The 25,381-nt window shown below is 41.0% G+C and carries 14 protein-coding genes and 1 pseudogene; 2 read left to right on the top strand and 13 right to left on the bottom strand.

Annotated features, from left to right (window positions below; all coding sequences use genetic code 11):
• Positions 1 to 10: 10 nt before the first annotated feature.
• The 5 genes from AC3RV5_RS08695 to AC3RV5_RS08675 form a co-directional block, all read right to left on the bottom strand.
• Entirely contained in the window at positions 11 to 1,615 is a 1,605-nt protein-coding gene (locus AC3RV5_RS08695) for an alpha-L-fucosidase (RefSeq protein WP_489731531.1), read from the bottom strand.
• 112 nt (positions 1,616 to 1,727) lie between these two features.
• Complete coding sequence (locus AC3RV5_RS08690) at positions 1,728 to 2,306, bottom strand: hypothetical protein (protein ID WP_489731530.1); 579 nt, start codon at positions 2,304 to 2,306, stop codon at positions 1,728 to 1,730.
• Between the two features lie 91 nt (positions 2,307 to 2,397).
• Entirely contained in the window at positions 2,398 to 4,704 is a 2,307-nt protein-coding gene (locus AC3RV5_RS08685) for a carbohydrate binding domain-containing protein (RefSeq protein WP_489731529.1), read from the bottom strand.
• Between the two features lie 263 nt (positions 4,705 to 4,967).
• Positions 4,968 to 7,523, bottom strand: coding sequence for a glycoside hydrolase family 2 TIM barrel-domain containing protein (locus AC3RV5_RS08680; protein WP_489731528.1), 2,556 nt, complete (start codon positions 7,521 to 7,523; stop codon positions 4,968 to 4,970).
• Positions 7,524 to 7,614: 91 nt separating this feature from the next.
• Entirely contained in the window at positions 7,615 to 10,749 is a 3,135-nt protein-coding gene (locus AC3RV5_RS08675; RefSeq protein ID WP_489731527.1) for an FG-GAP-like repeat-containing protein, read from the bottom strand.
• A gap of 360 nt (positions 10,750 to 11,109) precedes the next feature.
• On the opposite strand from AC3RV5_RS08675, the pseudogene tnpC reads away from it, so the two are divergent.
• Positions 11,110 to 12,586 (top strand): annotated as a pseudogene (tnpC, locus tag AC3RV5_RS08670) (IS66 family transposase).
• A 452-nt stretch (positions 12,587 to 13,038) separates the two neighbouring features.
• Here the strand turns inward: tnpC and AC3RV5_RS08665 are convergent.
• Complete coding sequence (locus AC3RV5_RS08665; protein WP_489731526.1) at positions 13,039 to 15,891, bottom strand: TonB-dependent receptor; 2,853 nt, start codon at positions 15,889 to 15,891, stop codon at positions 13,039 to 13,041.
• Between the two features lie 406 nt (positions 15,892 to 16,297).
• Positions 16,298 to 17,155, bottom strand: coding sequence for a helix-turn-helix transcriptional regulator (locus AC3RV5_RS08660; RefSeq protein WP_489731525.1), 858 nt, complete (start codon positions 17,153 to 17,155; stop codon positions 16,298 to 16,300).
• Between the two features lie 394 nt (positions 17,156 to 17,549).
• Here AC3RV5_RS08660 and AC3RV5_RS08655 point away from each other — a divergent pair, with 394 nt between their 5' ends.
• Positions 17,550 to 19,112, top strand: coding sequence for a sodium/sugar symporter (locus AC3RV5_RS08655; protein ID WP_489731524.1), 1,563 nt, complete (start codon positions 17,550 to 17,552; stop codon positions 19,110 to 19,112).
• A gap of 328 nt (positions 19,113 to 19,440) precedes the next feature.
• On the opposite strand, the gene AC3RV5_RS08650 is transcribed toward AC3RV5_RS08655, so the two are convergent.
• The 6 genes from AC3RV5_RS08650 to AC3RV5_RS08625 all read right to left on the bottom strand — a co-directional run bounded on the left by AC3RV5_RS08650 (position 19,441) and on the right by AC3RV5_RS08625 (position 25,381).
• Positions 19,441 to 20,136, bottom strand: coding sequence for an SDR family oxidoreductase (locus AC3RV5_RS08650; RefSeq protein WP_489731523.1), 696 nt, complete (start codon positions 20,134 to 20,136; stop codon positions 19,441 to 19,443).
• 130 nt (positions 20,137 to 20,266) lie between these two features.
• Entirely contained in the window at positions 20,267 to 21,211 is a 945-nt protein-coding gene (locus AC3RV5_RS08645) for a sugar kinase (RefSeq protein WP_489731522.1), read from the bottom strand.
• A gap of 12 nt (positions 21,212 to 21,223) precedes the next feature.
• Positions 21,224 to 22,303 (bottom strand): glycoside hydrolase family 117 protein, encoded by a 1,080-nt coding sequence (locus tag AC3RV5_RS08640; protein ID WP_489731521.1) that lies wholly within the window; start codon positions 22,301 to 22,303, stop codon positions 21,224 to 21,226.
• A gap of 27 nt (positions 22,304 to 22,330) precedes the next feature.
• Positions 22,331 to 23,902 (bottom strand): MFS transporter, encoded by a 1,572-nt coding sequence (locus AC3RV5_RS08635; protein WP_489731520.1) that lies wholly within the window; start codon positions 23,900 to 23,902, stop codon positions 22,331 to 22,333.
• Positions 23,903 to 23,987: 85 nt separating this feature from the next.
• The gene (locus tag AC3RV5_RS08630; RefSeq protein ID WP_489731519.1) at positions 23,988 to 24,653 is read right to left on the bottom strand and encodes a putative glycoside hydrolase; all 666 of its coding nucleotides are present in this window, start codon (positions 24,651 to 24,653) and stop codon (positions 23,988 to 23,990) included.
• Positions 24,653 to 25,381 carry a SapC family protein gene (locus tag AC3RV5_RS08625; protein WP_489731518.1) on the bottom strand — a complete coding sequence of 243 codons (729 nt, stop codon included), beginning with the start codon at positions 25,379 to 25,381 and terminating at the stop codon, positions 24,653 to 24,655. The genes AC3RV5_RS08630 and AC3RV5_RS08625 overlap by 1 nt, the downstream gene beginning before the upstream one ends.

Genomic DNA, 25,381 nt, shown 5'->3' with positions numbered 1-25,381 from the left:
ATAAGTAGTTTTACTGCTCTATTCTAATTACCTGAGCGTACTTAGAGGGGGAGACAGAGGGCAGTGATATTTCTAATCCATGCTTAGTTTGCACAAAGGATATGACTTCATCACTGCCTATCATGGTAATTCGTCTAATTTTGGTAGGTTGATTCTGCTGGTTAATACTTTTAATAATTAATGTGCTTCGATTTTTTGGCCAAGCCATCATAATGGCATATAGGGTCTTACCATTTTTGGTAAATCGGATATCACTGCTATTAAAGTCTGTGCGATGTTTTTCACCATCATTTGAGTGGGTGCCATCAACAACGTCAGTTGAGCCTTCACCAAATGTAACCCAAGGTCTAGTATCATAAATAGCTTCACCATTTAATGCTAACCATGTACCTATTTCGGCTAATAAATCAATTTCAGCTTGCGGGATCGTGCCGTCAGATTTAGGCCCAATATTCAGCAGCATAGAACCATTTTTGCTGACAATATCAATTAAATCGTCAACCAGTGAGTTGGCATCTCTATAGCTATGATTAGTAACGTATCCCCAGGAAGTAAGCGATACCGAGGTGTCTGTTTGCCAGAAATGCGGGTAAGTCTCAGACATTTGTCCTCGTTCAATATCAAGAACAGCACTGCCAGGCTTAAATGAACGTAAATCACCTAAATCTTTATAGTTTAGCGCCGGCATTCGGCTTTTATTACTACCGTCATTATAATAATAACTGGTGAATTTTTGAACATGTTCATGAAACGGCTCTGAAGCCATCCACCAATCAAACCAAATAAGATCAGGTTGATATTTATCGACAATCTCTACAGTGCGCAACAACCAATCATCCATGAATGCTTTTGAAGGAGCTGTAATACCAATTTCAGAAGACTTTCGATTTACTGCTGGGCCATATAAGTCACGAAACTCATCATTTTGAACATCCGAAGGAAACTCTCGCCCTCCTGCAAAAAACCACCAGTTTTCAGCGCGGTGGCTTGAAACACCAAAATAAATATCGGCTTTCTCGGCGGCGGCTTTTAGTTCTGCTATGACATCCCGTTTTGGCCCCATCTCAACTGAATCCCAGCGCGTATATGAGTTGTCATATAATGAAAATCCATCATGATGTTCGGCAACTGGAACAACATATTTTGCACCTGAATCTTTGACTATTTTTAGCCAAGTCTCGGCATCAAAATTTTCAGCTTTAAATTGAGGAATAAAATCTTTGTAGCCAAAGGACTGTTGATCACCAAAATTCTCTTTGTGATAGGTAAACTCTTTTTCATCTTGCATGTACATTTTGCGTGGGTACCATTCTCCATTGTGAGCAGGTACCGAATACACACCCCAATGAATAAAAATGCCAAATTTTGCGTCTTGGTACCAAGCAGGAATTTTATAATCGGCAAGAGACGCCCAATTAGGTGCGAACGGGCCTGAATTGGCAACGCGTTCAATCTGTTTTAGCTTTTTATTGCGATCATCTGCCGTTTTCTGCCCCTTGTGCTTTGTATCTAAGTTGAGCATATTAATGTTTGAAGCACTATCAGAGCTATCGACGCAGGAAATTAAACTTAATAATACAATGAAGGATACGGTGTTTTTCTGAATTAACTTCATGATTTCAATTTTCTCCAGCGAGGATTGGCGTTTATTTAATTCGCGCTAAACAATGGAATTATTATTTACATAAAAAATGGTTATATAACCATTGGATAAAAAGGAGGAGGGCTTAGTTCACCTCCTTTATTAATTTTATCTTAAACTGTGCCTTACGACGAAAGCCCATAATTACCAAAATTGACATTATAAAGATGCCTAATATTGGTGGAGCAGAAACAGAAGTAACTGATGCATTAACATCAATATTTGCTGCTGTAGCCACAATTGTATTAGTAGTTAATGTGAGTGGCTCAAAGGCTCCTGCCAAAATGTTTACCAATTCAAAGGAAGACCCCCCTTCTGCTATTGCATTCAAATTAAACGTCGCAATTGAAAATGCCCCTCCAGAAAAAAGAAAAAAGTCCAGAAATGAAACGGCTACGCCATAGCTTTGCTCTGTTACAGAGAAAAAAGCTCCTGGCACATCAAATAAAGCACCTCTAACAGAAGATAAATCTAAAGAGAATAAGCTAGTATCAAACTCAATAGAAAGATCCAACGTATCAAAAGCATTAAATCCAGTCCCTAAAACACTCACCTGTAGGCTATCTCCAATAGCTAAATTAGTATCATCAAGTTCAAGACTAATAATACCGGCCGATGCCTGAATGCTAAGTAAAAAGAATAATGACGCGACTAAAATTTTCATATTTTTTCCTATAAATTAAATAACCTCAGTTCTGGATAAGTGCGGCCTCTCATTAGCGCGGTTTTCCAGAACTGAGATTGAATATAAATGTTTATTGAACAGCACAACGTGCATTAGTACAAACAGCCATCATCGCGCGGGCATCAAATATATTCACCACGCCGTCACTATTCATATCAAAAGCTAAATCAATATTTTGGCGTGTCTGAATAGCGCCGACCAAAGCTCTAACATCATCCATATCGATATCACCATCACCATCCCAGTCACCTTTTAATCCACCAAGGTCGATTGATGTAAGCTCTGTAGTATTGACCACAGTTACGCCATCTTCAGACAATAAGTCAATACGAATGGCTAGTGCACCATATGAGTTAGCTTGCTCAATATTTATAGCGGCTAACATATGTCCATAACCTGCCTTTAACGAAATAGCTTCAACTTTTACAACACTATCACCGTCCAACAACACTACATTTGCGTTGCGATCTTCGTCAGTGCTATACAAGAAAGCAAAATTTAAAATGTTATCTTCATAAGATTGAGATTTGAATGTCACTAAATCATCAAAAATATCAGCAGCAATGACATCTCCTTCGTCTTCATTGCTCACATTTAGCGCATTTACAGAAACATCATCTAAATAATATTCAGAAGGGTTAAGACCCCAAGCAAATAATTTAATACTATTTTGTTCGCCAGTATTAAATTCAAATTCTACTTTAGCGAATTTCCCTGCAGTTGATCCTTGCTCAGTGTAACCATAGACAGCTCCTTCATTATCATTAACTTTAGCGCCCAAGCGTACATTTCCAGAGAGTACATTTAAATAAGCCGTTAGACGATAATCAGTATTTCTATCTAGGTTAATCACTTGTTCATGTGCACCTGGCCCTACAAGATAGGCAGCATATTCACCCGTACTAACACTTACATCTGTAATTTCTCTTGTATTTGGACCCCATCCAACCCAACTACTTAAATCACCCGCTTCAAAATTTCCATTACTAACAATTGAGTTGATGACTTCAACAGAAACATCATCTAAGTAATATTCAGAAGGGTTGAGTCCCCAAGCAAATATTTTAATATTGGTTTGATCACCAGTATTAAATACAAATTCTACTTTAGTGAATTCTCCAGCAGTTAAACCTTGTTCAGTATTACCATAAACAGTACCTACGCTATCATTAACTTTGGCACCTAAACGAACCGCACCTGATAGAACATTCAAGTATGCAGTAAGTCGGTAGTCCGTATTTTTTTCTAAGATAATCGCTTGTTCATGTGCACCTGGGCCTATAAGGTGAGCAGCATACCCACCCGTATTAGCACTTACATTTGAAACTTCTCGTGTATTTGGGCCCCATCCAACCCAGCTACTAAAATCACCCGTTTCAAAATTTCCATTTTTAACGATTTGTTCATTCTCGTTTTCACTCTCGCCAAAGCTAGGTTTATCTGCATCCACATCAATCGATATATAAGACCTAACCCAGTCATAGTAAGATGTATTTTTACTCTCGTTATTTAACTCTTCAGCCGTAGGATATGGTGTTCCCCAATTATAGGTTTCAGTTACCATGTTCATTGACATTGTTCTATTAAATGGCTTATCAAGAACATCTGTGGCAACTTGTACTTTGCCCGAAAAATTATTGTTTAAGTAATATTCAACTTCATTTTCATTCTTCCACCAAGCTGCATATGTATTAAACTGTTCCCATGACTCAGTACCATTAGGTAGTGAGTTATCAACACCAACATCACCGTTACCCTCTGCAGCATTTACGCCTGCTTTATAGTCAGATAACGCACCATCACAATCATTATAAAAGAAGTGCGTATTATACTGCTGGGCGTTGATGAAACTACTGGCCCAATTTGCATCAACTAACGCTCCAAGTTGTTCAGCAATATCTAATTCCATTGACCAAGTATCACTTTCACAATCAGCACCAACATTATTAGAGCCAACAAGTTTAGTTCTTGGGTTAGATAACCAGAATGTAGTTGACATTGTTAGCTGTGAGGCTTTGAATTTTGCTTCATAATAACCAAATGAGGCTTGATCACTCTTTGATCGCACGGCTCCACCGCCGATAGTAAAGTCACCATCAACTTCCTCAAGCAATTTATTACGAATTTGTAAATTACCATCTACTAAAGAAATAGTTGATGGATCGAACTTGGCAGGTGCTCGACCCTTCCATAATGGATGATGATCAAACCATTTAGAGTTATCTAGTTCATCACTATTAAATTCATCTGAAAATAATGGATTAATTACCCATCGTTTACCTGGTTCAGGCTCTGGAGGAGCGGCAAAAACATTTGCAGCAATAGTTGCAGTCATAGTTAACATAACCGCCTTACAAAACTTATATTTTTTACTCATTAATTTTCTCACGTTCGTTTGGCTAAATATTAAACAAATATCAAAACGATGACTTAAATAGACAAACAAACGTTCGATAGAAAATTAACTATATTCATATATTATCAAACGAAAAAAATATTCGAATCAACATTCTAATGAGACAATAATCCTACACCTAACACATAATGTAAATCATTAAATGCATATTGTTTACAATAATACTGAATGATGCTTCTCTGCTTAGGAGTGATTTTTTACTTGAAACTCAGCCCGTACTAGGGTTATTTAAGATTGATACTGACTTCGCCAGCATAAATGCTATTGGCTTTAGCAGTAACTTTTATTATTCCTGATGTTCCTTTAATAGATTGCAAAATTGCCAAGGCACGACCTTTATGTGTAACTAGGCTTGCAGATTGAAAGTCTTGGATATTATCTGGTGCACCATTGTCGACACCAAGCAAACGTGCTTCTCCCTCAATATTAAACGTTACTCGAAAATTTTCAGTAGTGGCGTTGCGGTGCAAATCATCTTGCAGTTGAACAACTATATGTGCCACATCATAACCATCTGCAAGCAATTCAGTTTTATCAGTGGATATATTTAAAATGGTTGCTCTATCGACCGTCACTACTTTTGCACTTTGCTCTTGCCCATTAAAACCGGCTCGAGCGACTAACTCCCCCTCTTCAAAAGGTATTACCCAACGAAGTAAGCGATCAGGGCTTTTCGTCAAACTTCGAAAACCTAAAGAACGCCCATTGAGCAATAATTCAACCATGGCGTGGTTACCTGCCACTTCAATCAAAACTGGCTCGCCTTTTTCATAATTCCAATGCGTATTGGAGTCACGCCACCAGTAACTTCTGTCATTGTCTGCAAGCGCAAAGCCTGCTTTTTTATCTAAGGAAAAACCTGATTGGCTTAATGGCAATGTCCCTAGCGAAAGATGTGGCTCGTTTACCCACACACTTTTGAAGTAGTTGTACCCTTGTAATTCAAAACCCGCTAGGTCAAGAATATCGCCCCAGCCGCTCTTGTGAGGCCATTTTTGATGGCGCTCTCCCATATAATCTATACCTGTCCACATGAATTGACTGAAGACTTCTGGATATTGATACACATAGAGTAAGTCATCCCAAGTTCCGGGATTTTCATTAATCGTAATTAGCTTCTCGGGAAAGTTATTGAGTGCCCATGGAATGGTTACATTGCGGTAGCTAAAACCAACAATATCAACAGTATCAGCATACCCGCTGACTAAACTCACTTGAGGAATAATCATATTTGCAGTGATTGGGCGAGTTGAGTCTAATGCCCGTGACCATTCACTTAATCTTTTTGCAGTATCAGTTAGAACATACTCTTTTTTAGGCATTTCATTGTAGCGTTGTCTAAGTTCCACAACACTAAACTTAGGCTCTCCGCCCCAGAAATTCCCCGAAATATCATCTGCATCTGGATCCCAAAAGCCTGTGACTTCGCGATAATTTAAATAGGTCCATTCAATTTCGTTACCAATACTCCACTGCACTATGCTGGGATGGTTACGGTCTCGTAGCATGGTTCGAGTCAGATCACTTTTCGCCCATTTTTGAAAGTGCTCGGTGTAACCTCGGCTAATATAATCATCATGGCGCTCATGTTTGTTTAAGCGTTTGTCTTTGGGGTAATCAAATTCGTCAAAGAACTCGTTTTGTACTAAAAAGCCCATCTCATCACATAGGTCTAAAAACTCTTGGGAATAGGGATTGTGGGCAGTGCGTATGCCATTCACCCCGGCATTTTTGAGTTTTTGTAGGCGACGTTTCCAAACACCTTTTGGCACTGCAGCCCCAACTAAGCCGCCATCATGATGCAGGCTGACTCCTTTAATTTGAGTAAGCTTACCGTTTAATTCAAACCCTTTATTATTGATAAATTTGATATCGCGGATCCCGAATGTACTGGTGTAGCTATCCACTATTTGGTCGTTATAGCTAATGGTTGTGACGGCTTTATACAAATTGGGCGTTTCAATATCCCAAAGCTTAGGATGAGTAACCTTAAGTTTCTGGGTAAAAGTCGTATCACCTAATTCTGGCATTGAAAGAGATTGTTTAGTTTGGGAAACGGCATTGCCAGTCGCATCAAATATTTTCGTCGATAATTGAAATTCTCTGGCGCTTAAGGCTTGATTAAGCACATTAATTTCTAACTTAACTCTCGCCTCTTTTTCCGAGACTTCGGGTGTTGTTACAAATGTCCCCCAAATTGGAATGTGTAATTTATCAACGGTTACCAGTGTCACATTTCGATAAATACCGCTACCGGTATACCAACGACTATCAACATAACGTGAATGGTCAACATGCACCGTCAATACGTTTTCAGTATCATCCGTTTTTAAAAAATCCGTCAATTCAAAATAGAATGGTGAATAGCCATAGGGGTTTTCGCCAATCGGCTGACCATTGAGCCATAATGTAGTATTGTTATAAACACCATCAAAAAGTATAAAAGTACTCTTATCTGATGGGGCGACTGGCGTTCTAAAATGCTTTTGATATATGCCTACGCCACCAGGAAGATAACCTGTTGCACCTTCTAAAGACTCGCTGAAAGAATGCTCTACACTCCAATCGTGAGGGAGCCGAACACTGCGCCATCCGGTGTCATTTAGTGGTATTTGATTGGGTAATGTAGTTTCGCTAACAAGGGTGAATTTCCAGTCAAAATTGAAGTCACTTTCACGTGTCACAGCGGGTTCTGTTAGTTCGTCTATTTTAGAAATAGCCGTGTATGGGATTATATTAAAAATTACCAAGACTAAGACAATAAGTGTTTTTTTATTCATTCTTTGGTGCCTGCTGAATTGCGTTAAGTTTTTGCGTGGTTCACCTTGCGCTTTAGTATCAAGGTGCCTCACTAATCTCGTAATCTTTTTTCTAATCAGTTTTTTTAGCCACTATATTGATAGGATATACCGCTGATTCGTAGGCATCGCCGTTGCTAGAAGTAAAAGAGGCACGGAAGTAATAAAAGTGATTTTCAGGTAATTCTGCCGTCGGTGTTACGCCGTCTAGCGAAAATGTCATCGATGATGAACCTGATTCGGTTTTTAGAGCGCTAGCGTCGGTTAAAACTACATCTTTTGCTGGGATCCATTCGTTTTTGAAATGACGGAACCAGAACCGAATCCCACCTTCATCAGAAGCAATCACTTTGTTACCGGTGCCAGCATGATAGTTAACATTTAGGGTAATGCTGTCACCAACAGTAAATTCGGTATTAGCAATTTTTTCTGCATCAGCAATTTGAATAAACGGCTTTACTAAAGGTTTAACAATTAATGGAATTTCATCACCAACTGCCTGATTAGTTTGGGATACTGCCTTGATTAGGACTTTGCCTGCCTGTCTGGCATTTACCATTCCGTTAGCATCAACACTTGCCACAACAGGGTTGCTAATCGACCAAATTACGCCTTTGTCATCTGCCAATGCAGGTTGTATGTTGGTTTTTAAGACTAAGCTTTGACCGGCTATCAATTCACTAGTGCTTGTAGAAATTGAAATTGATCCAATAGGCTGCGCAAACCACTCGCCAATTGTCACTTGGCTTGACGCTGCTACGCCATTTACTTGACTTGTCGCGCTGATCGTAGCGCTTTGATTAACTTCACCAACCGCGCTAACTATTCCTTGTTCATCCACGGTTAATATTGACTCATCGGTGCTTGACCAAATCAGTGTACTATCCGCCTTGTCTGGACTAACTTGCGCTAAGAACTGTACTGACGTACCTTGCCTTATGACGTTTATAACTGGGTTAAACGTAAGATCGCTAGGATCAAATTTATCGGTATCGTAGAGATTATTTGCGACCTTATCTTTAAACTCTACCGAAGTGCCATCACGCCATCTAACGTTAATACTCTCTATTTGTTGTTCGTCACCAAGGCCAAAATGTACAATATTGAGTAAGCTTTGTGAGAATATTTCACCTGCTGAACCGACTCGTTTTCGATAGGTATGTTTGGCTGTCTTAACAATCACTTCAGCCGAGATAGCATCAACATGTGAATCCGGAGAATAGCCAACTCTAATTAAAGCGTAACGACTTTGTTCTGGCTGTTTGTTTGCATACAGATACCACTGCCCACCTTCACTACCATTGAGTAAATCAACGCCGCCGTCTAAATCAAAATCAAACGCTTGCCCCATATCGCCGTTACCGGGTCCGCCAATATCATTAGCACCGTGCATTGTGACTGTTTCAAACTGCCCTTTTCTGGTATTAAGCAGCATATAATCCGAAGTTTTTGCACCAATTAAGCCCCAGCGATATACAAAGATATCTTGGAAACTATCGTTGTTAAAATCCCCTACTGTCACACCTAAAGAGTTAGCGCCAGGTTGAATATTCCATTGTTTAGACACATCAGTAAATTTACCACCATCGTTTCGCAGCAGTACATCGGCTTCATTTCTGTTTTGCGGCACGAACGCTGGTTCGACGTCGTTGACGCCTGATAGGCTAAATTTAAAGCCCCAGAATATATCCCCATCACGCACCAACGCAGCCTTCCACTGCCCGTTACCTAGATGACCAAAATACATACCATTAGCGGAGATATCTTCAGGCCATCCTTCTGCCTTTGCAGGTTGAATATCCATTTCGTCGCCACTAGTCAATACCGCTGCAGACTTTGCTGAGCCTAAAAATAAAGGATAATCTTTGTCGCGATAAATGCCTTGGGCTAAAAATGTGTAGCTATGCAGTCTAATCGCTCCATCAGCACTAAAATCAAACTTGTCGACCCCTTTAAAGCCCCTTGGCTTAATTGAAAATTCTTTGCTAATGGGATCAAAATCCATCGATGGCGTTTCTCCTTTCCCCCCCTCAAATTCTTTACCTCTGGCAAGATAGAGATCTAGATCGCCGTCATTATCAATGTCAATATCGGCAACTGCCATGATACTTGCAAGCCCTAAAATATCCGCTGGGAATTGTGCTGATATATCGGTAAAAGTGAAATCACCGTTACCTATCCACACAGAAAGTGGACCATAAAGAATAATGTCGTCAATGTGATCATTATTGATATCGGTCACCAGTGCCCGTGAGGGATGGACATCCTGCAAACCAATAATAGGCCGATATTTGAATGTGCTGTCACCGAGATTTTCATAGAAAAAATGCTGTGGTTTTTCACCTTTAAGGCCGAGTTCGTTAATTAACATTAAATCAAGGTCACCATCTAAATCCATATCTGACCAACGAGCGCCCCGACCTCGACCGCCCTTGTCAATGCCAACGTCACCGGTCATTAATACCAATTTGCCATTGTTATTTTGATAAAAATTAGCGGTAGAGGGATCTTCGCCGTTGCCGCCGCCTTGGGTGACTACAAGGTCAAGATCACCGTCGTTATCATAATCACCTGCCGCAGTACCGTGTAAGTCATGCATAAACCACCTTGAAAGGTTTTTATCATGAGCGGTAACCGTGCCGTCGCCATTATTCCAATACAACTTACTATCTGCTTCGTTGTGGTTGTTTACGATAAAATCATAGTCACCATCGTTATCCAAATCAGCGATAGTTGGGCCGCCGTACTTAATGGAATTCACTTTATCCAAACCAGCCATAACCGAAATGTCCTGATATTGAGGAATATCTAAATCAGTAATGTCTTCAAATGTAAAACCGGTAATGCTTAAGTCTGCGTCGATCGCTTTGATAATTAATTTGACCTTCCCCAACTCCTTAAAACGCACCAATGTACTGACTGTTTGGGGACCAAGTGTCGATACATTCAGGTTATCAACTAAAATTTCTTCATTAGAAAACACGCTCAAACGGGCATAACTTTTTGGATTATCTACATCAATAATCAATTTTTTAATAAGTGTTCCAGTCACTACATACTCAAAGTTAACGGGTTGCGCTGAAGCAACCTTAGTGGGACCCGAAAAGAAATCAGATTCAGAACAGCCCACAAAATAAAGTATCGAAAATATCCCAAGTGCAAACCGAGTTAGAGTGACAAATAGACGATTACCAATATTAAGTTCCATATTAAAGATTCCAGCATAGTTTAAAAAACACGGCATTAGGTTAGATGAAAATTTAGCATGAAAGTTTGAGCAAAACAATATTGTTAACGTTACTTTGTTGACAATTTACACTTTACAGGTTAGATCTATGTTAATCAGATAGGGTTCTAATAATGAGTTATTAGACTACAGCCATAAGCACTTTTGCTTTGTAAAAAAATAAGAGAATAAATAATGGGTAAATCTGGCTTAATATCGGTATTACTATGCAGCTCATTTAGGTAACCGTTCACCGGACAGGTATTGACATGTAAAAATATTTATTTTGCATGATCCCGATGATCCTATTGCGCGATCCCGCCCATGTGGCATGGTGTCAACATGACACGCAAAAAATCCCGTCCAGCCGCCCCTAAAGCCGACACGCTTGAACAAGCCAATGCGCTTATTCAGTCGTTATGGGATAGGCTCAATGACATTGAAGACCGGCTGAAACAATCCAGTCGCAACTCTTCTCGCCCGCCTTCTTCCGATGGCCCAGCGGCTGTAGATCGCCCGCGTAAAAGTAGCGGCAAACCGCGAGGCGCCCAGCCGGGGCATAAGGGCAGCAATCGCGCGCGAGTAGATGAGGTGGATGTGACACTGTCCTATTATCCTCCCGGCGAATGTGCATGCGGGGGGAAAGTGGTATCCAATGCCACGCCTTATTATCGTCATCAGGTGTTTGATATCCCTCAACAAGCCTACAACGTGACGGAGCACCCGCTTTATCAAGGTAGCTGTTGCCGCTGTGGGGAGGCTGTTCAGGCGACGTTGCCCGAAACCGTCAACAATGGTCAGATGGGGGCCAACATGTTGGCCTTTATCGCCATACAGGCCGGGCAGTTCCATCAGAGTATTAGCCAAATCCAGCAACAGTTGCAGCAGAACTTCGGGGTGTACTTTAGCCGAGGTGCCATATCTGAAGCCCAAGGCAAGGTCAGCGCGATGCTCACGCCCGTTCATCAGCAGATCAAACAGCTAGTCCAGGATCCTACCGTTGTCCACGCTGACGACAAATGCTTCGGGAAAGCATTTGAACCGCTTCAGCGTGCCGTGAAACGGTGAGCCTCAGGGATGAGGTGAATAAACCCGGCACAAGCGTGAGAACGAAAACCGCTGGATGTGGCTGGCCTGCACCGATGAATTATCCTGTTTTATGATCCACTACTCCCGGGCGCAACATGCCGCCCGGGCATTATTAGGCGACGTCACTGAAGCCGTGATCGTTACCGATCAATATGCGGGCTACCATTATCTCCCCCCATCTCAGCGGCAATTTTGCTGGGCCCATATTTTACGTAATGTGGGGGCAATAGCAGATAGTTGGGGGCCGAATAAACCCATAGGGCAGCGATTAGAAACCTTGATCCATCTTATCTTTCGTACCCGCCACCGATTTGAGCGAGGGGAGCTATCGCCTTATTTGTATCAAAAGCGTATGGGTAAACTACGCAAACGTTGGCAAGCCACCCTGGAACATGCCACCGAAGCTTGTGTTACCCCGCGGTATCGAAACCGCTGCGGATTATTGCTCAAACACGATGAAAGCTGTTGGACATTTCTGACGGATAAGGATATTCCTCTGACCAACAACGAGGCAGAGCGCTCCTTGCGCAGCTATGTACTGTGGCGCAAAGGCAGTTATGGCGTGTACTCACACCGGGGCGAGCAATTTCGGCAACGCATTCTCACCATTGTAGAAAGCTGCCGCAAGCTGGGGGCCAATCCTCTGGACTGGCTAAGGCAAATCGTCCACGGGGTCATCACTCGCTCGGAATATCCGGCACTGCCTGAACTAACGGCCTTAAGTCAATAGCTCCCCGGTGAACGGTTACCCTCACACCGACCATAAACCTTGGGTTTCCCCTTGAATTTAGACCACTTACTTACAGTAAGTTTAGATGCCAGGCTTCCCCAGTTACTGCACTGACTCCCTGTTAGAAATCCCACCCTCAATCACAGCATTGGTCTGACTAAGTATTGGGCTTCGCGCTATTTTGGACGCTTACCCACCAATACCGCCGAAACAGGTTACGGTTAGTTGTGTACCTCTAACTTCCTATGGCTTCCTTCACACCCCACCGTTAGCCAGTGGCGCACTTGCCATTCAGATTATCTTCCCCTTAGTCAGGGTGACTCCACTATCTTTCAAGTGGACGGGTTTGCCAGCTTCGCTGGGCAAACAAAAAAGCGCGCTTATTTTATCAATAAGCGCGCTTTATATTTATCACTGCATTGCTACTGAGCGGTGCTTAAACCGGCCAAATATTAGAATATAGCAGAAACCCCCACTTGGAAACGACGACCCGTATATTGCAGTTTAGTCACACGTTCACGTACGTCGGCGTACTCGAGGATATTTTCATTGGTTACGTTAATCACTTCAGCATTAAGCGTAAAATTGTCATTAATATCATACGAGGTACTGAAGTCGAACTGGCCATAATCATCAGCATGTTTAGGTAAACCACCACCCACATCACTTTGACGCTGCATGAGGAAAGCTTCACGCCAGTTATAGGCTAAACGTGCTTGAAAACCATCTCTATCGTAAAAAGCGATGATGTTATAGGCATTACTTGAGAAACCTTCAACACCGCTGCCTGGAGCTGTGACGCCTGGCTGTTCAAATATATCGGCATCACTGTCACTACTGTTTGTGTAGGTGTAGTTAGCTTGGATACCCAAACCACTAATCCAGCCTGGCAAGTAGTCAAAATAATGCAGTGCCGCTAGTTCCACACCATTTAATTTAACGCCGCTACGGTTGCTCTTTTGGGTGACGGTTTCTTTAACATCCCAATCGTTGGTGCCATCAAAATTACGGTCAACATCAAAGCCTGAATCTTGTGCAAAGGTTTGAGTTGAAATCCAACTGCTAAAGTCTTTGTTAAAAAAGTTAAGGCTGTAGGTATTACCATTGTCTTGATAATACTCAAAGGCCAAATCAAATTGAGTCGCTAAATATGGTTCTAAATAAGGGTTCCCTTGGCTTCTACTATATTCCGTCAAACGAACACCAGAGACTGACATATTAACCCCAACATCTTCCAACGCGGGACGAGTTAATACTTTTGCAGCTGAGCCTTTAACAAAAAATCCGTTATTGAAATCTAAATTAATATTAGCGCTGGGTAATAACTCTTGAGAAGAGGTTTTAGCATCGGTGTGAACAGGATCTGAAGTGGTAATATTAATTAACTCTCCATCATCTTGGACTGAGTCATCCATCTCAATATCAAGCACTTGTATGGCAAAACCCTCGGAAGTGTTTTTTGAGTCGACATAACGAAGACCAACGTTACCAGCCCAAGTAAAGGTGGCATATTCACCTTCAAGGTTTAACTGAGAATAAAGCGCCATTATTTTTTCGCTATTTTCTACCGAGGCATTGGGCACTAATTCGTTTGCTCCCCAAGCGTTATCTTGAGAAATGCTCTGCATTGCTGCTGTATAATCAGCCACACTATTGATGAAAATGAAATTACGCGGAAAGTTACCACTGACCTCAGATAAAAAATCACTGTTTTTATTAATAGAGAATAAACTATCATCCATATCTAACAATGTGCCGCAGGTATTAACAACAGAACCGCATTGGGTACTATCTGAATTATATTGCTGTAATGATTTTGTGCGGTCAGTATATGACACCCCAAAATCAACACTACGCATTAACCCTGAATTTAATTCGTAACTTGCATTAAATTTAGTTTCTAACACTTTATCTTCTAATTCATCACGTGAGCGACGATTCCAATGGGCTTTTACCCCAGCCGGATCATTCCACGCAATACTCGAGTCGATATTAATAACATCAGAGCCACGGCTATCGAATGCGATGTAGTCTGAATCGATTAAACCGGCCGCGTTGATAATATTAGGAACATATTGCTCAAGGCGAGGCGCAGATTCAGCTTTTGAATATGCAACATCCGCTTCGTAAGTCCAGTCACCTTTATAAATAAAAGCATTATAGCCAACCGCCAATGTCTTAGAGGATTCGGCACGAGTTTGAAATAAACCATCGAGGGGATCTGCACTTTTACGCGCTGATAAAATAGTATTGTTTGCTGAAACAATGACATCTTCAAAGCCGTCTCGATGCAATGGCGCCTGCATACCATTACTAAAGGCATCCCGCTCAAAGTCAGTATAAAAAACATCTAATGTATGGGTAGTATCTTCAGTTGGTGCATATTGCAGAGTGACATTAGCACTGGTTCTTGTGCGGTCTTCGTTATCTGTCATAAATTGCGCACGACCTGGATACCATAGGGTACCAGACGTAACCGCATTACCACTTTCATCAACAATAGGGCCAGGTGCCCGTTGAGTATCATCTGCTTGTACGTTATCCCAAAAGGCTGTTTCATGTGCATCGATGCGGTTTTCAGTTTTTATCTGTGAAAACCCAATTAAAAATCCAATGCTGTTATCTTGGTAGGTATTACTATAAATACCTGAAACTTTTGGAGTGAATTTTTCAGCTAAATCATTATATTTTAAGTTAACTGAGCTTGCGATATGTTCACCCGGACTCGTTAGTGGACGCGCCGTATTAATGGTGACATACGAACCAATGCCGCCTTCTGCGATATTGGCGCGAGAGGCTTTTATTACATCAGCTCCAGAAATCAGTTCCGAAGGTAATACTTGAAAGTCGAACTCTCTGCCACGTTCTGACGTCGCCAATGTACGGTTATTCAGTTTTACGGTATTAAACTTTGGACCCAAGCCACGCACAGTAATCGCTGTACCTTCTCCGTTAGTGCGTGAAATCATCACACCACTAATACGTTGCAAAGACTCGGCGACGTTTTGATCAGGAAATTTACCAATATCTTCAGCAACAATACTGTCTTGAATGGAAGCAGAGCTTTTCTTCAACTCCATCGACTCTTTTAAACTACTGCGTATACCTTTAACTTGAATGACTTCCAAAATATCGTTTTCAGCACCTGCTTGTTGTTCTTGCGCAACGGCAAAATTTGCAGATAGCGCAGATGAAACGGCGATGCTAAGTGATAAAAGTGTGAACTTTTTATTAATCTTCATATGAATCCCACTGGTTTTGACTTTATATTTTTGAGTGATGCCACTACAAATGCCGCTGGGCACTTATATCTATGCTATTGAAGTAGTGAGCGGGAAACTAACAAGATTTCAGCAACAAACAGCACTTAACACTCATTTGTTAAAATAATTTTTATTAATGTAATACTTATGTAAATAAAATATACAACTAAGGTAAAGCCACAAGGGTCGTGCTTAATATGACAGAAAAAAACCATTAATTATCTGAATCTTATAGACTTTAATTAAATGATACGCGCTATTATTGATGCTAATTTGAAACTAACCTAGCGATAAAGATGAGTGTTTTAACAAATTTTTGATACTAATTGAGCGTAAAATGTTATTTGATTTTAACACTATTAAACTATGTGCCACCGATCCATAAACATCCACTTATGGAGTCATTTACCCATCAGCTAAGGGCTTAACTTATGCTGAAGCACTACGGCTAAATCCTCTTTTTGACATCTAGGCGATACTTATAAGGCGTGGTATTAAATTGTTTTTTGAACTGGGCAATAAAGTGGGACGGACTAGAAAAATTTAACTCGTAACTAATAGTGGTAATTGAACTCTCGGTTTGGCTGATAAGCCGCGCCGCGCTGTAAAGCTTATGACGTAAGCTGTATTCAGAAAAATTACAGCGAAATATCGATTTAAACATCCGCGAAAAATGTGAGGGTGAAACGTGACACAATTCGGCAGCCTCAATTAATGTCAGCTCTACCGACTTACTTTGTCGGAACAAATCGATAACTGTTGACAGTTTTCCATAACCGATACTTGAGGTAATAGGCACACTATTCGGCAAAATCACCGGTTGGGAATGCTCAGCAATCCACAAAATAAGCAGTCTTAGCAGCGTTAAGCTTTTTCCGCTTAGAGGATTATCTTGATAACAGTCATACAACCAACTTACCTGCTGTTGTACGATTTCTATGTCTTTTTGTTGTAGCCGTAAATGCTGGCCCTGCTGAAACACCGAACTGATTTTTTGCAATTCGGCTTCATTAAATAATTCAGGTAAAAATTGAATGATATACCAAGACTTTGGACGCTCACTCAGCTCAAAATTATGGGTTTCCAAAGCAGGGGTGAAAACGATGTCGTTATCGACTAATTTTGATTCCCCCTGATTGTAATAATAGCTCCCATCAATTTGTTCAAAAATGATAAATTCGTGAACTTCATGAAAGTGCATAAAACACGAATAGGCATCTTCTTCTTGGTATTGAACTTTATGAATTTCAAACTGATAACTTTCTTCAATGCAAAATGGTTCGCAATAAACCTGTCCTTTTCTCATAGCCCATCCACCACATATATCTAACACTAAACCTACAATTACCATGATTTATTGGTAATAAACAGCACATATTTAACATTTTATGCCAGTTAATTAACATTTATAGATTTAAATTAATGCTCCAATTAGCCTCGCAGAATTACGCGTTTTGTAATGGACTATATGAATATAAGTTAAATATGAGCTCTAGGTACTGAGAAATATCAAATAATGCCAGCAAAGAAAAAGTCATCAACTTGTTGCCATTTTACAGGATGAAAAAAGGCGGGATTTTTGTAAGTTAGTCCTATAGCTCGGCCCAGAATTTAACAAATGATAAATTTGAATTTGAATTGCTAGAAAAATAAGTCACAAAGTAAAACCTGACTCAATAAATATCAAAAAGGTGTGCTAGATGAAATTGGAACAACTCGATTTAACCGTTTTTATTGCCTATGTTATCGGGCTTTTATGCATTGCATTATGGATATCCCGTAATGATCACAAAGGTGATCGTAATACTGAGGATTATTTTCTCGCTAGTAAATCCCTGCCTTGGTGGGCAATTGGTGCATCTCTTATCGCGGCTAATATATCAGCCGAACAAATTATTGGCATGTCTGGTTCCGGTTACGCTATTGGTTTAGCCATCGCCTCTTACGAGTGGATGGCAGCCATCACACTGGTTATTGTAGGCAAATATCTTCTGCCTATCTTTTTGAAAAATAACATTTTTACGATGCCTCAATATCTTGAGCAACGTTTTGATAGTCGAGTGAAAACCACCCTAGCCCTTTTTTGGTTAGCGGTATTTATTTTTGTGAACCTAACGTCGGTGTTGTGGTTAGGCGGTTTGGCAATTCAAACCGTTGCCGGGGTTGATTGGATGTATGGCATGATTTTTTTGGCACTGTTTTCAGTAGCCTACTCACTGTACGGAGGTTTAAAAGCCGTTGCTTACACCGATATTATCCAAGTGGTATTACTGGTTTTTGGTGGTCTATTGTTAAGTTACCTTGCACTCGATAAAGTTGCCAATGGCATGGGTTTTATGGCCGGTTTTAGTATTCTTACTGAAACAGTACCTGGTCATTTCGACATGATATTAGCAAGTGATAACCCTGATTATATGAGCCTACCTGGGATATCTGTGTTGCTAGGCGGCCTATGGGTGATGAACATTGGTTACTGGGGATTTAACCAATACATTATCCAACGAGCATTAGCGGCTAAAAGTATCCAAGAAGCACAGAAAGGTATTGTCTTTGCGGCTTTTCTAAAACTTTTGATGCCTATTATTGTGGTACTTCCCGGTATTGCGGCGCTTATTTTATATCCTAATTTAACTTCGCCAGACCAAGCCTATCCATCAATGATGGGTTTAATGCCGGTGGGTATTAAAGGTTTAGTTTTTGCGGCATTAGTGGCAGCAATTGTTTCGTCTCTTGCCTCTATGACCAACAGTATCTCAACCATATTTACCATGGATATATACAAAAACATTCTGCCAGATAAAAGTCAGCGTCACTATGTACATATCGGTCGTATTGCAACAGTTGTTTCATTGTGTATTGCCCTTGTTACAGCAGAGCCACTACTAGGTAAATTTGATCAAGCCTTTCAATATATTCAAGAATTTACCGGCCTGTTTTCACCGGGTATTACAGCGATATTTTTAATGGGTATGTTTTGGAAGCGCACCACGTCAACCGGTGCATTAGCGGCAGCATTAGGCTCGGCAGCATTTTCAGTGGCCTTTAAATTCTTATGGCCAGAATTGCCCTTTATGGATCGTATCGGCTTAGTGTTTTTAATGTGTATTGCATTGTCGGCAGTAGTATCTCTGCTCGGTAAAAATCCTGCCACAGATAGCTCGGTTAGTTTAGATGAAATTACCTTTGATACTGAACGTAGTTTTAATATTTCCGCAATAGTGGTGGTGATTACCTTAGTTATTCTTTATGGCACTTGGTGGTAAATAAACTAAAAAATGGCGTGAATTGATTTAAATTTGCGCCATTTTTATTGTTGTTTTTTTAACCGAAAATCAAAGTCGGTTACTACAGCAGTCTATTCATTCCAATATTTTCATCTTGATGTATCACCACAAGACTGCCCACTACATAAATGCAAATTTTATTGCCAATAACTATCCAAATACTCACCTGTTTGTGAAAAACCATGGGAAGGACGATTGACATAAGATAATGCCATATCATCGGGTCGCAAACACCGCGGCTAACCAGCAACCGCAAATTTAGCGCATTACGACGAAAAATCTATTTAAAAAGCGCAAGCAACACCCACTACCAAGGAATAGGTTTACCCTGTTCATCTAAAAATGCACCACTGTGCATTTTAGTTAATGAGCTAATAGTTGTACTGAGCAATTCAACAGCTTGTTCGATACTAAATGGCGCTTGTTCACTCCCCATATCGGTGCGCACCCAGCCAGGGCTTAGCGCGCAGAAAATCTGTTGATTATCTTTATTTTTAACCGCCAATCGCTTGACTAACATGTTCAATGCCACCTTACTCATGGCGTAACTATCAAAGGGTAATGCTGCAGTATCCGAACTGTTAAGCAATGATGCGACGCCAGAGCTTAGGTAGATACTTTTACATAGCGCGGATAAGTGAGTCGCCAGACTCTGACTCAACAATGCTGGCGCAATGGCGTTGATATTAAAATTATTGATAAAAGCAGCTTGGCTCCACTCACCCAGTCCCTGCTCAAAGTTTAAACCCGCATTATGAACAAGCAGATCCAGTTTTACCTGATACTCAGCAAACTGTCTGGTCAGCGAGTTAATGGCTTGCTCATCAGCAAGATCTAGCTGAATAAGGCTTAAATTAGTATGTTGTGCGGCCAAGGTTTGCAAATCGTCGTTAGGTTTGCGGTAAACAGCAAAAACATGGCAAGCTGAATTTAAGTAAAAGCGCACTAAACCTAAACCAATCCCGCGACTGGCGCCGGTGATAAGTACATTTTGAGTCATCATATTTCTTCATTTAGTTGCGTATGTCTGAATTACAGCTGTGACATAGAGGTATAAATGACGACATTTACCTCCGTTTAGTGTTAAGCAATAAAACGATCGAGTCCCACATTTTCACTGACAATTAAAATTACTAGTTGTGCTGCTGATTTTTGTGTAAAAACCTTTTAAAGCTTGCTTTTTCAACAATGGCCCCCGGATGTTGCACCACAAAACGGGCGACATTGTCGGCTTGTTTAATGGCTTGAGGGATACTATCGTGGCGCAGCCTAGCAGCTAAATAAGTACCAGCGAATGAATCGCCAGCGGCAGTGCTGTCGACTTGGATAGGCGCTGGATTAAAAGGCTGGTGATGTATTTGTCCGCTTTGGTCAAAAGCGACTACCCCATCTAAACCGCATTTAACAATCAGTTCGTCAAAGCCTATGGACTGAAAATAGTCAGCTACACCTTGGGCACTAGTATGGCCAAACAATTCCTGATGTTCATCTAAACCGGGTAATATTACATCACTCAGCTCATAGGCCTGCTGCAGCCATTTCAGTGTATTAGCTTTACTTGTCCACATTCGAGGACGATAATTTGGATCAAAGGCAATTTTACTGCCCTGAGCCTTAAAATATTGGATGAGGTTCAACAATCCCTGTCTGTCATCGACATGCAAAATACCCAAGCTTAAACCACTAAAAAACACCATTGTAGGAGTTTGGAGTTTTTGTTTTAACCGGTATTCTTCAACGAGTTGAATAAGTTGAGTTGCCGCTGAATCTCTGCGCCAATAATAGAAAGACCGCTCTCCTTTATCATCAACATCAATGGCATAAATACCTAAATTTGCGGTTTTTGACTTAAGTAATAGAGTGGTATCAAGTGATTCCTTTTGACAAAAATCAACAAACCCCTGGCTATAGGGATCGGTGCCAATTCCACTTAAAAAGCTCACTTCCAGTTCAGGATTAACCCGCTTAGCATATATTGCAGCATTTAAAGTATCACCGGCATAACCGCAGTTAAGTTGGCCCGCTACACTGTTGCGTAGCTCCAACATTCCCTCGCCAATACAAAGTAATGAAGTCATAGCAGTGGCACTCTAATGTTTATTCTGGAAGGTTCCAGCGTTTAGTATCTGTTTGCGCGGCACAAATTTACAAATGTAATTCCAGTTCCAACTGGCATCGTACTTATGGGTAAGCCCCCAAGGGATCCCCGGCGCAGGCAAGGTATTTTCTTTACACTCTCTGAATAAACCAACTGCCTCTGGCGCACCTTTTACATGAGATTTAATGCCAAAGTTAATGCCATCGGGAGCAAACTGAATAGTATTTTTTTCTGGGCCATCGGTGGTTATTAAAGAAGCCACGCCTCCTTGGTAATTCCACACTACAACTTCATGACCACTATTAGAAATCGGGTTGTATTCTGACTTGATATAGGGTCCAAGAATATTGTCGGCAATCGCTACGCCATGTTTGATCTCGCGCCCTCCCATGTTCATGCCCTCGCCCATGGTTTCACCTTTGTAATAGAGGTAGAACTTGGTGTTAAAAAATAATAAACAAGGATCGTGTACTTTGTGACTGTCAAAACTGCCTTTCGATTTAACATGGAATCGATTGTCTATTTCGCCATGCCACTGCCCATCCTTAGATGGACTTAAAATGGGCGCAGCACTTTTATGCCACGGCCCAGCAGGTGAATCAGCCCAGGCGATAGCGATATGTTCGTACTGACGATTGGTATAGGGAAACTGCACGGTTTGATAAACCAGGTAGTATTTGTCCTCATGTACTAGGATCTCTGGCGTAAATACCGCTCTATCATCAAAATCACCGGCTTCACCACGTTTTATAGCCGAGCCTTGTTCTTTCCAGGTGATGGTATCTGTCGACGTTGCATGCCAAACCTCGGTCAAATCCCACGGAAAAACCTTGTCTTGTGGGTTATCTGAACCAAAACCAACAGTTTCCCCCTCGCCTTTGGTATACCAGCAGTGATAAACCCCATCGACCAATACAACGGATGTTGGATCGCGACGAATAATGCCTTGTTCAAAAGCAAAATCACCTTTTAGTTCCATAACATCAAATTCTGTTAGCCACTCAGGACCTTGTTGATCATAACCACGCTCGATAGCACGCTTGCTGGCAAGGCTCAATTTGGATTGTGACATCTTTTCAACCTCTAGTTCTAGGGGGCTTTAAGCCACACCTTTGTTTAACATTAACTCGATTTCTTCGATGGTTTTATTTTTGGTTTCCGGCATAAATTTAAGCATCAAGAAATAACCAATCAAACCGCTTCCTGCATAGAACAAGAAAATCTGAGATGCGCCTAAGTTAGTTAATAACCATGGGAAGAACTGCTGGACAAAATAGCTAACCATACTCGAAATGAACGCAAAAGTTGGGATAGCAATACCACGCACATGAGTGGGGAAAAGTTCAGAAAACAGGACCCACAACACTGGGCCGATTGTCATATGAAATGCCATGATGAAACTGATGATACCCGTCATTATAATAGCCACCGGTATAGTGCCAGCACTTTGTAACATTTCACCTTCGACCTGTCTAAAAGTACCTTCACCTAACACATTAATTACAGCCGCCTTAAACGCAAAATCGCTATGGAAAACTTGTCCGATTAGGCTATCCAAGCCCTGAATTTGATGTTGGCTATAAAGCTGTGCCACGAAGTCAGCAGATAGACTGTAAGTGGCTTGAGCAAACCCGTAATGACAAATAAATAAACTTAAAGTTACCCACGCCAAACCCCATATAGCTAAGGGGCGGCGGCCAATTTTATCGATTAGTAGAACCCCCAACACGGTAAAAATCATCCCGGTAAAACCTACAATAACCGCATTGAGGAACGCTGCATCGGTACCAACACCTAACTGTTCGAATACCGTTGGCGCGTAAAACAAAATGGCATTAATGCCTGTTACTTGCTGCACCACACCAAAAACAAACGCGATGATAACTGCCATGCGTACGCGTTTTTCAAACAAATATTTAAACGACTTCAGAAACGAGATATTTTCATCCGTGCCTTTGAGGCTGTCCTGAATTTGTACTAACTCTTCATCGACTTTAGGTCCTTTGCCAAAAGCATGCAGCACCTCTTTGGCTTCATCCACATGACCGCGCAAGACTAACCAACGTGGACTTTTTGGAATAGTAAATAACAGCACAAACCACACAATTGCAGGCACAATTTCAATGGCCAACATCCAACGCCAGGTGTGATCAACTAAACCAATATCAATTACCCACTGCGTAGTGCTATGTGATAACTGTAACATTCCATAATTAATAAAATACGCGGCAGAAAAGCCTACAACGATACTAATCTGTACCATTGCGACTAAACGCCCGCGTAAAGCAGGCGGGGCTATCTCACCAATATACATTGCAGCAACAGACAATGAAGTAAATGCGAATCCACCGACAAAACGTGCAATAACCAGTGTTTCGTAGTTAGGCGCAAAGGTTGAAGCGATAGCAGAAAAGATGTAAATAAAAGAAATGCCAATAAGGGTTTTCTTACGGCCGATTCGATTGCATAAATAACCGGTGAACATTAATGCAAATAATACAGCCAGTCCCGGTGCACTGACCATAGTACCAATTTGCATATCGGTTAAGCCAAATTCAGCAGAAACGAACTTAATCGTACCCGAGATCAGTGCGGCATCCAGCCCTAAAATAAATGCACCGAAGGAGACAACAATGGCGCAATAATAGACGCTGTGAAATTTTTGACCCATTACATTCTACTCTGTTAACAAATGCATGGACTTATACTAAACTAATACCACTATTTTGTTAACAATTAATTTAAAACAATACAAATTAACCCGGACAGTTGACTTTGTCGGTTACAAAAGCTGTCAACCGGATATCACCTAATTCAATTTTCATCTTACCTGAGGTATGTAACATAAATATGGTGGTTAGCTTTTCAAAGTCCAATTTACCATTGTCAAAACAGCTTAAGGGAATTGGGACCGTGAGCCACTTATCGTCTGGCAAACGGTTTAAAACCTGTTTAAGCGAAAATGCGCTGCGCGTTTGCCAATCCCAATTACTTTCCATGGTTAAGGTAACAAGTTCGTTTGGCCCCTTAATAACTTTAATATCGAAGGTGAGTGCAACATCTTCTTTAACACTAGACAAATCAATGACACCTTGCGTATTGGTTATATTCATGGTCATTACATTGAGATCGTCACTACCCCATGCTGTTTTTATACCTTTTGGTTTCCATGTCAAGGCAACGACGTCATTTTCGGTAGTACGGGTAGCTGGTTCAATAACTAAACTGCCTTTAGCAGTTTTACCGTGATTACCATCAAGCTTTACCTGACCAAATTGTAAGCTCAGCTCCCAAGGACTAACAATGCGCCCTTTTATGAAATAATTAATAGTAGGATCTAAATACTGCGCATGTAGCAATGTAGATAGTGTTAAGATAATACCGCCTAACAAGCTTCTTTTAATCCCATATTTCTTCGTCATTATTTCCCCTTATTTTCATTAGTTTGACTCGACCAATTAATCAACTTTTGTAAATGCAATGTAGAACTCAGTATCAGGTGGCTCACCTGCAATACACCGGATTGATGAGCTTGCTCTAGCTCTGCCCCGCTGAGCTTAGTTAACGCGTCCTTATTAAAGCCATAAAAACCGTTTAATGACTTACTATTATGGTCCGGAATATCGATCTTTAAGGTGATAGGTTCAATGAGGTCAAGCTGATGTGCTTGCGCTAACAGCATGCGAGTCTGCTCCGTTCCGGCCATTAATTCTGAGAATGTTTTTTGTACTTTTTGTAAATACTCGGTGGCGTTACCCTGTTGATCAAATAATAATTCACCGTTTAGTTCGCTCACTTGTTCATTGGCAACATCGATAGCGATATGACCTGCGTTGAACTTATTTGGGTCAGGAATGTAAGCTTGAAAAGGTCGCCTTAATATATCCAACGGCAGATAGGTTGCCCGCCACTGATTGTCTTTAAGATACAAATTCTCGCCAGGATCAAAGCCTAAAATCGCCGCTAACTGGAATTGTCCTGTAGACGAACTTTTGCTGATTAATATGGCGTACTCGTGAACCAACGTACGTAATTCACCCACGGTCACTGAAGCTACGTTGACATTGTTTATCTTCGTATCCATTAGCTGATTATTAATCCGTACATGCCGGTGTTGTTCGCTGTTTAACAGCTCAATTGACGATGTCAT

Source organism: Paraglaciecola sp. IT1134 (genome assembly GCF_058068185.1).
This window is presented reverse-complemented; position numbering and strand designations above follow the sequence as displayed.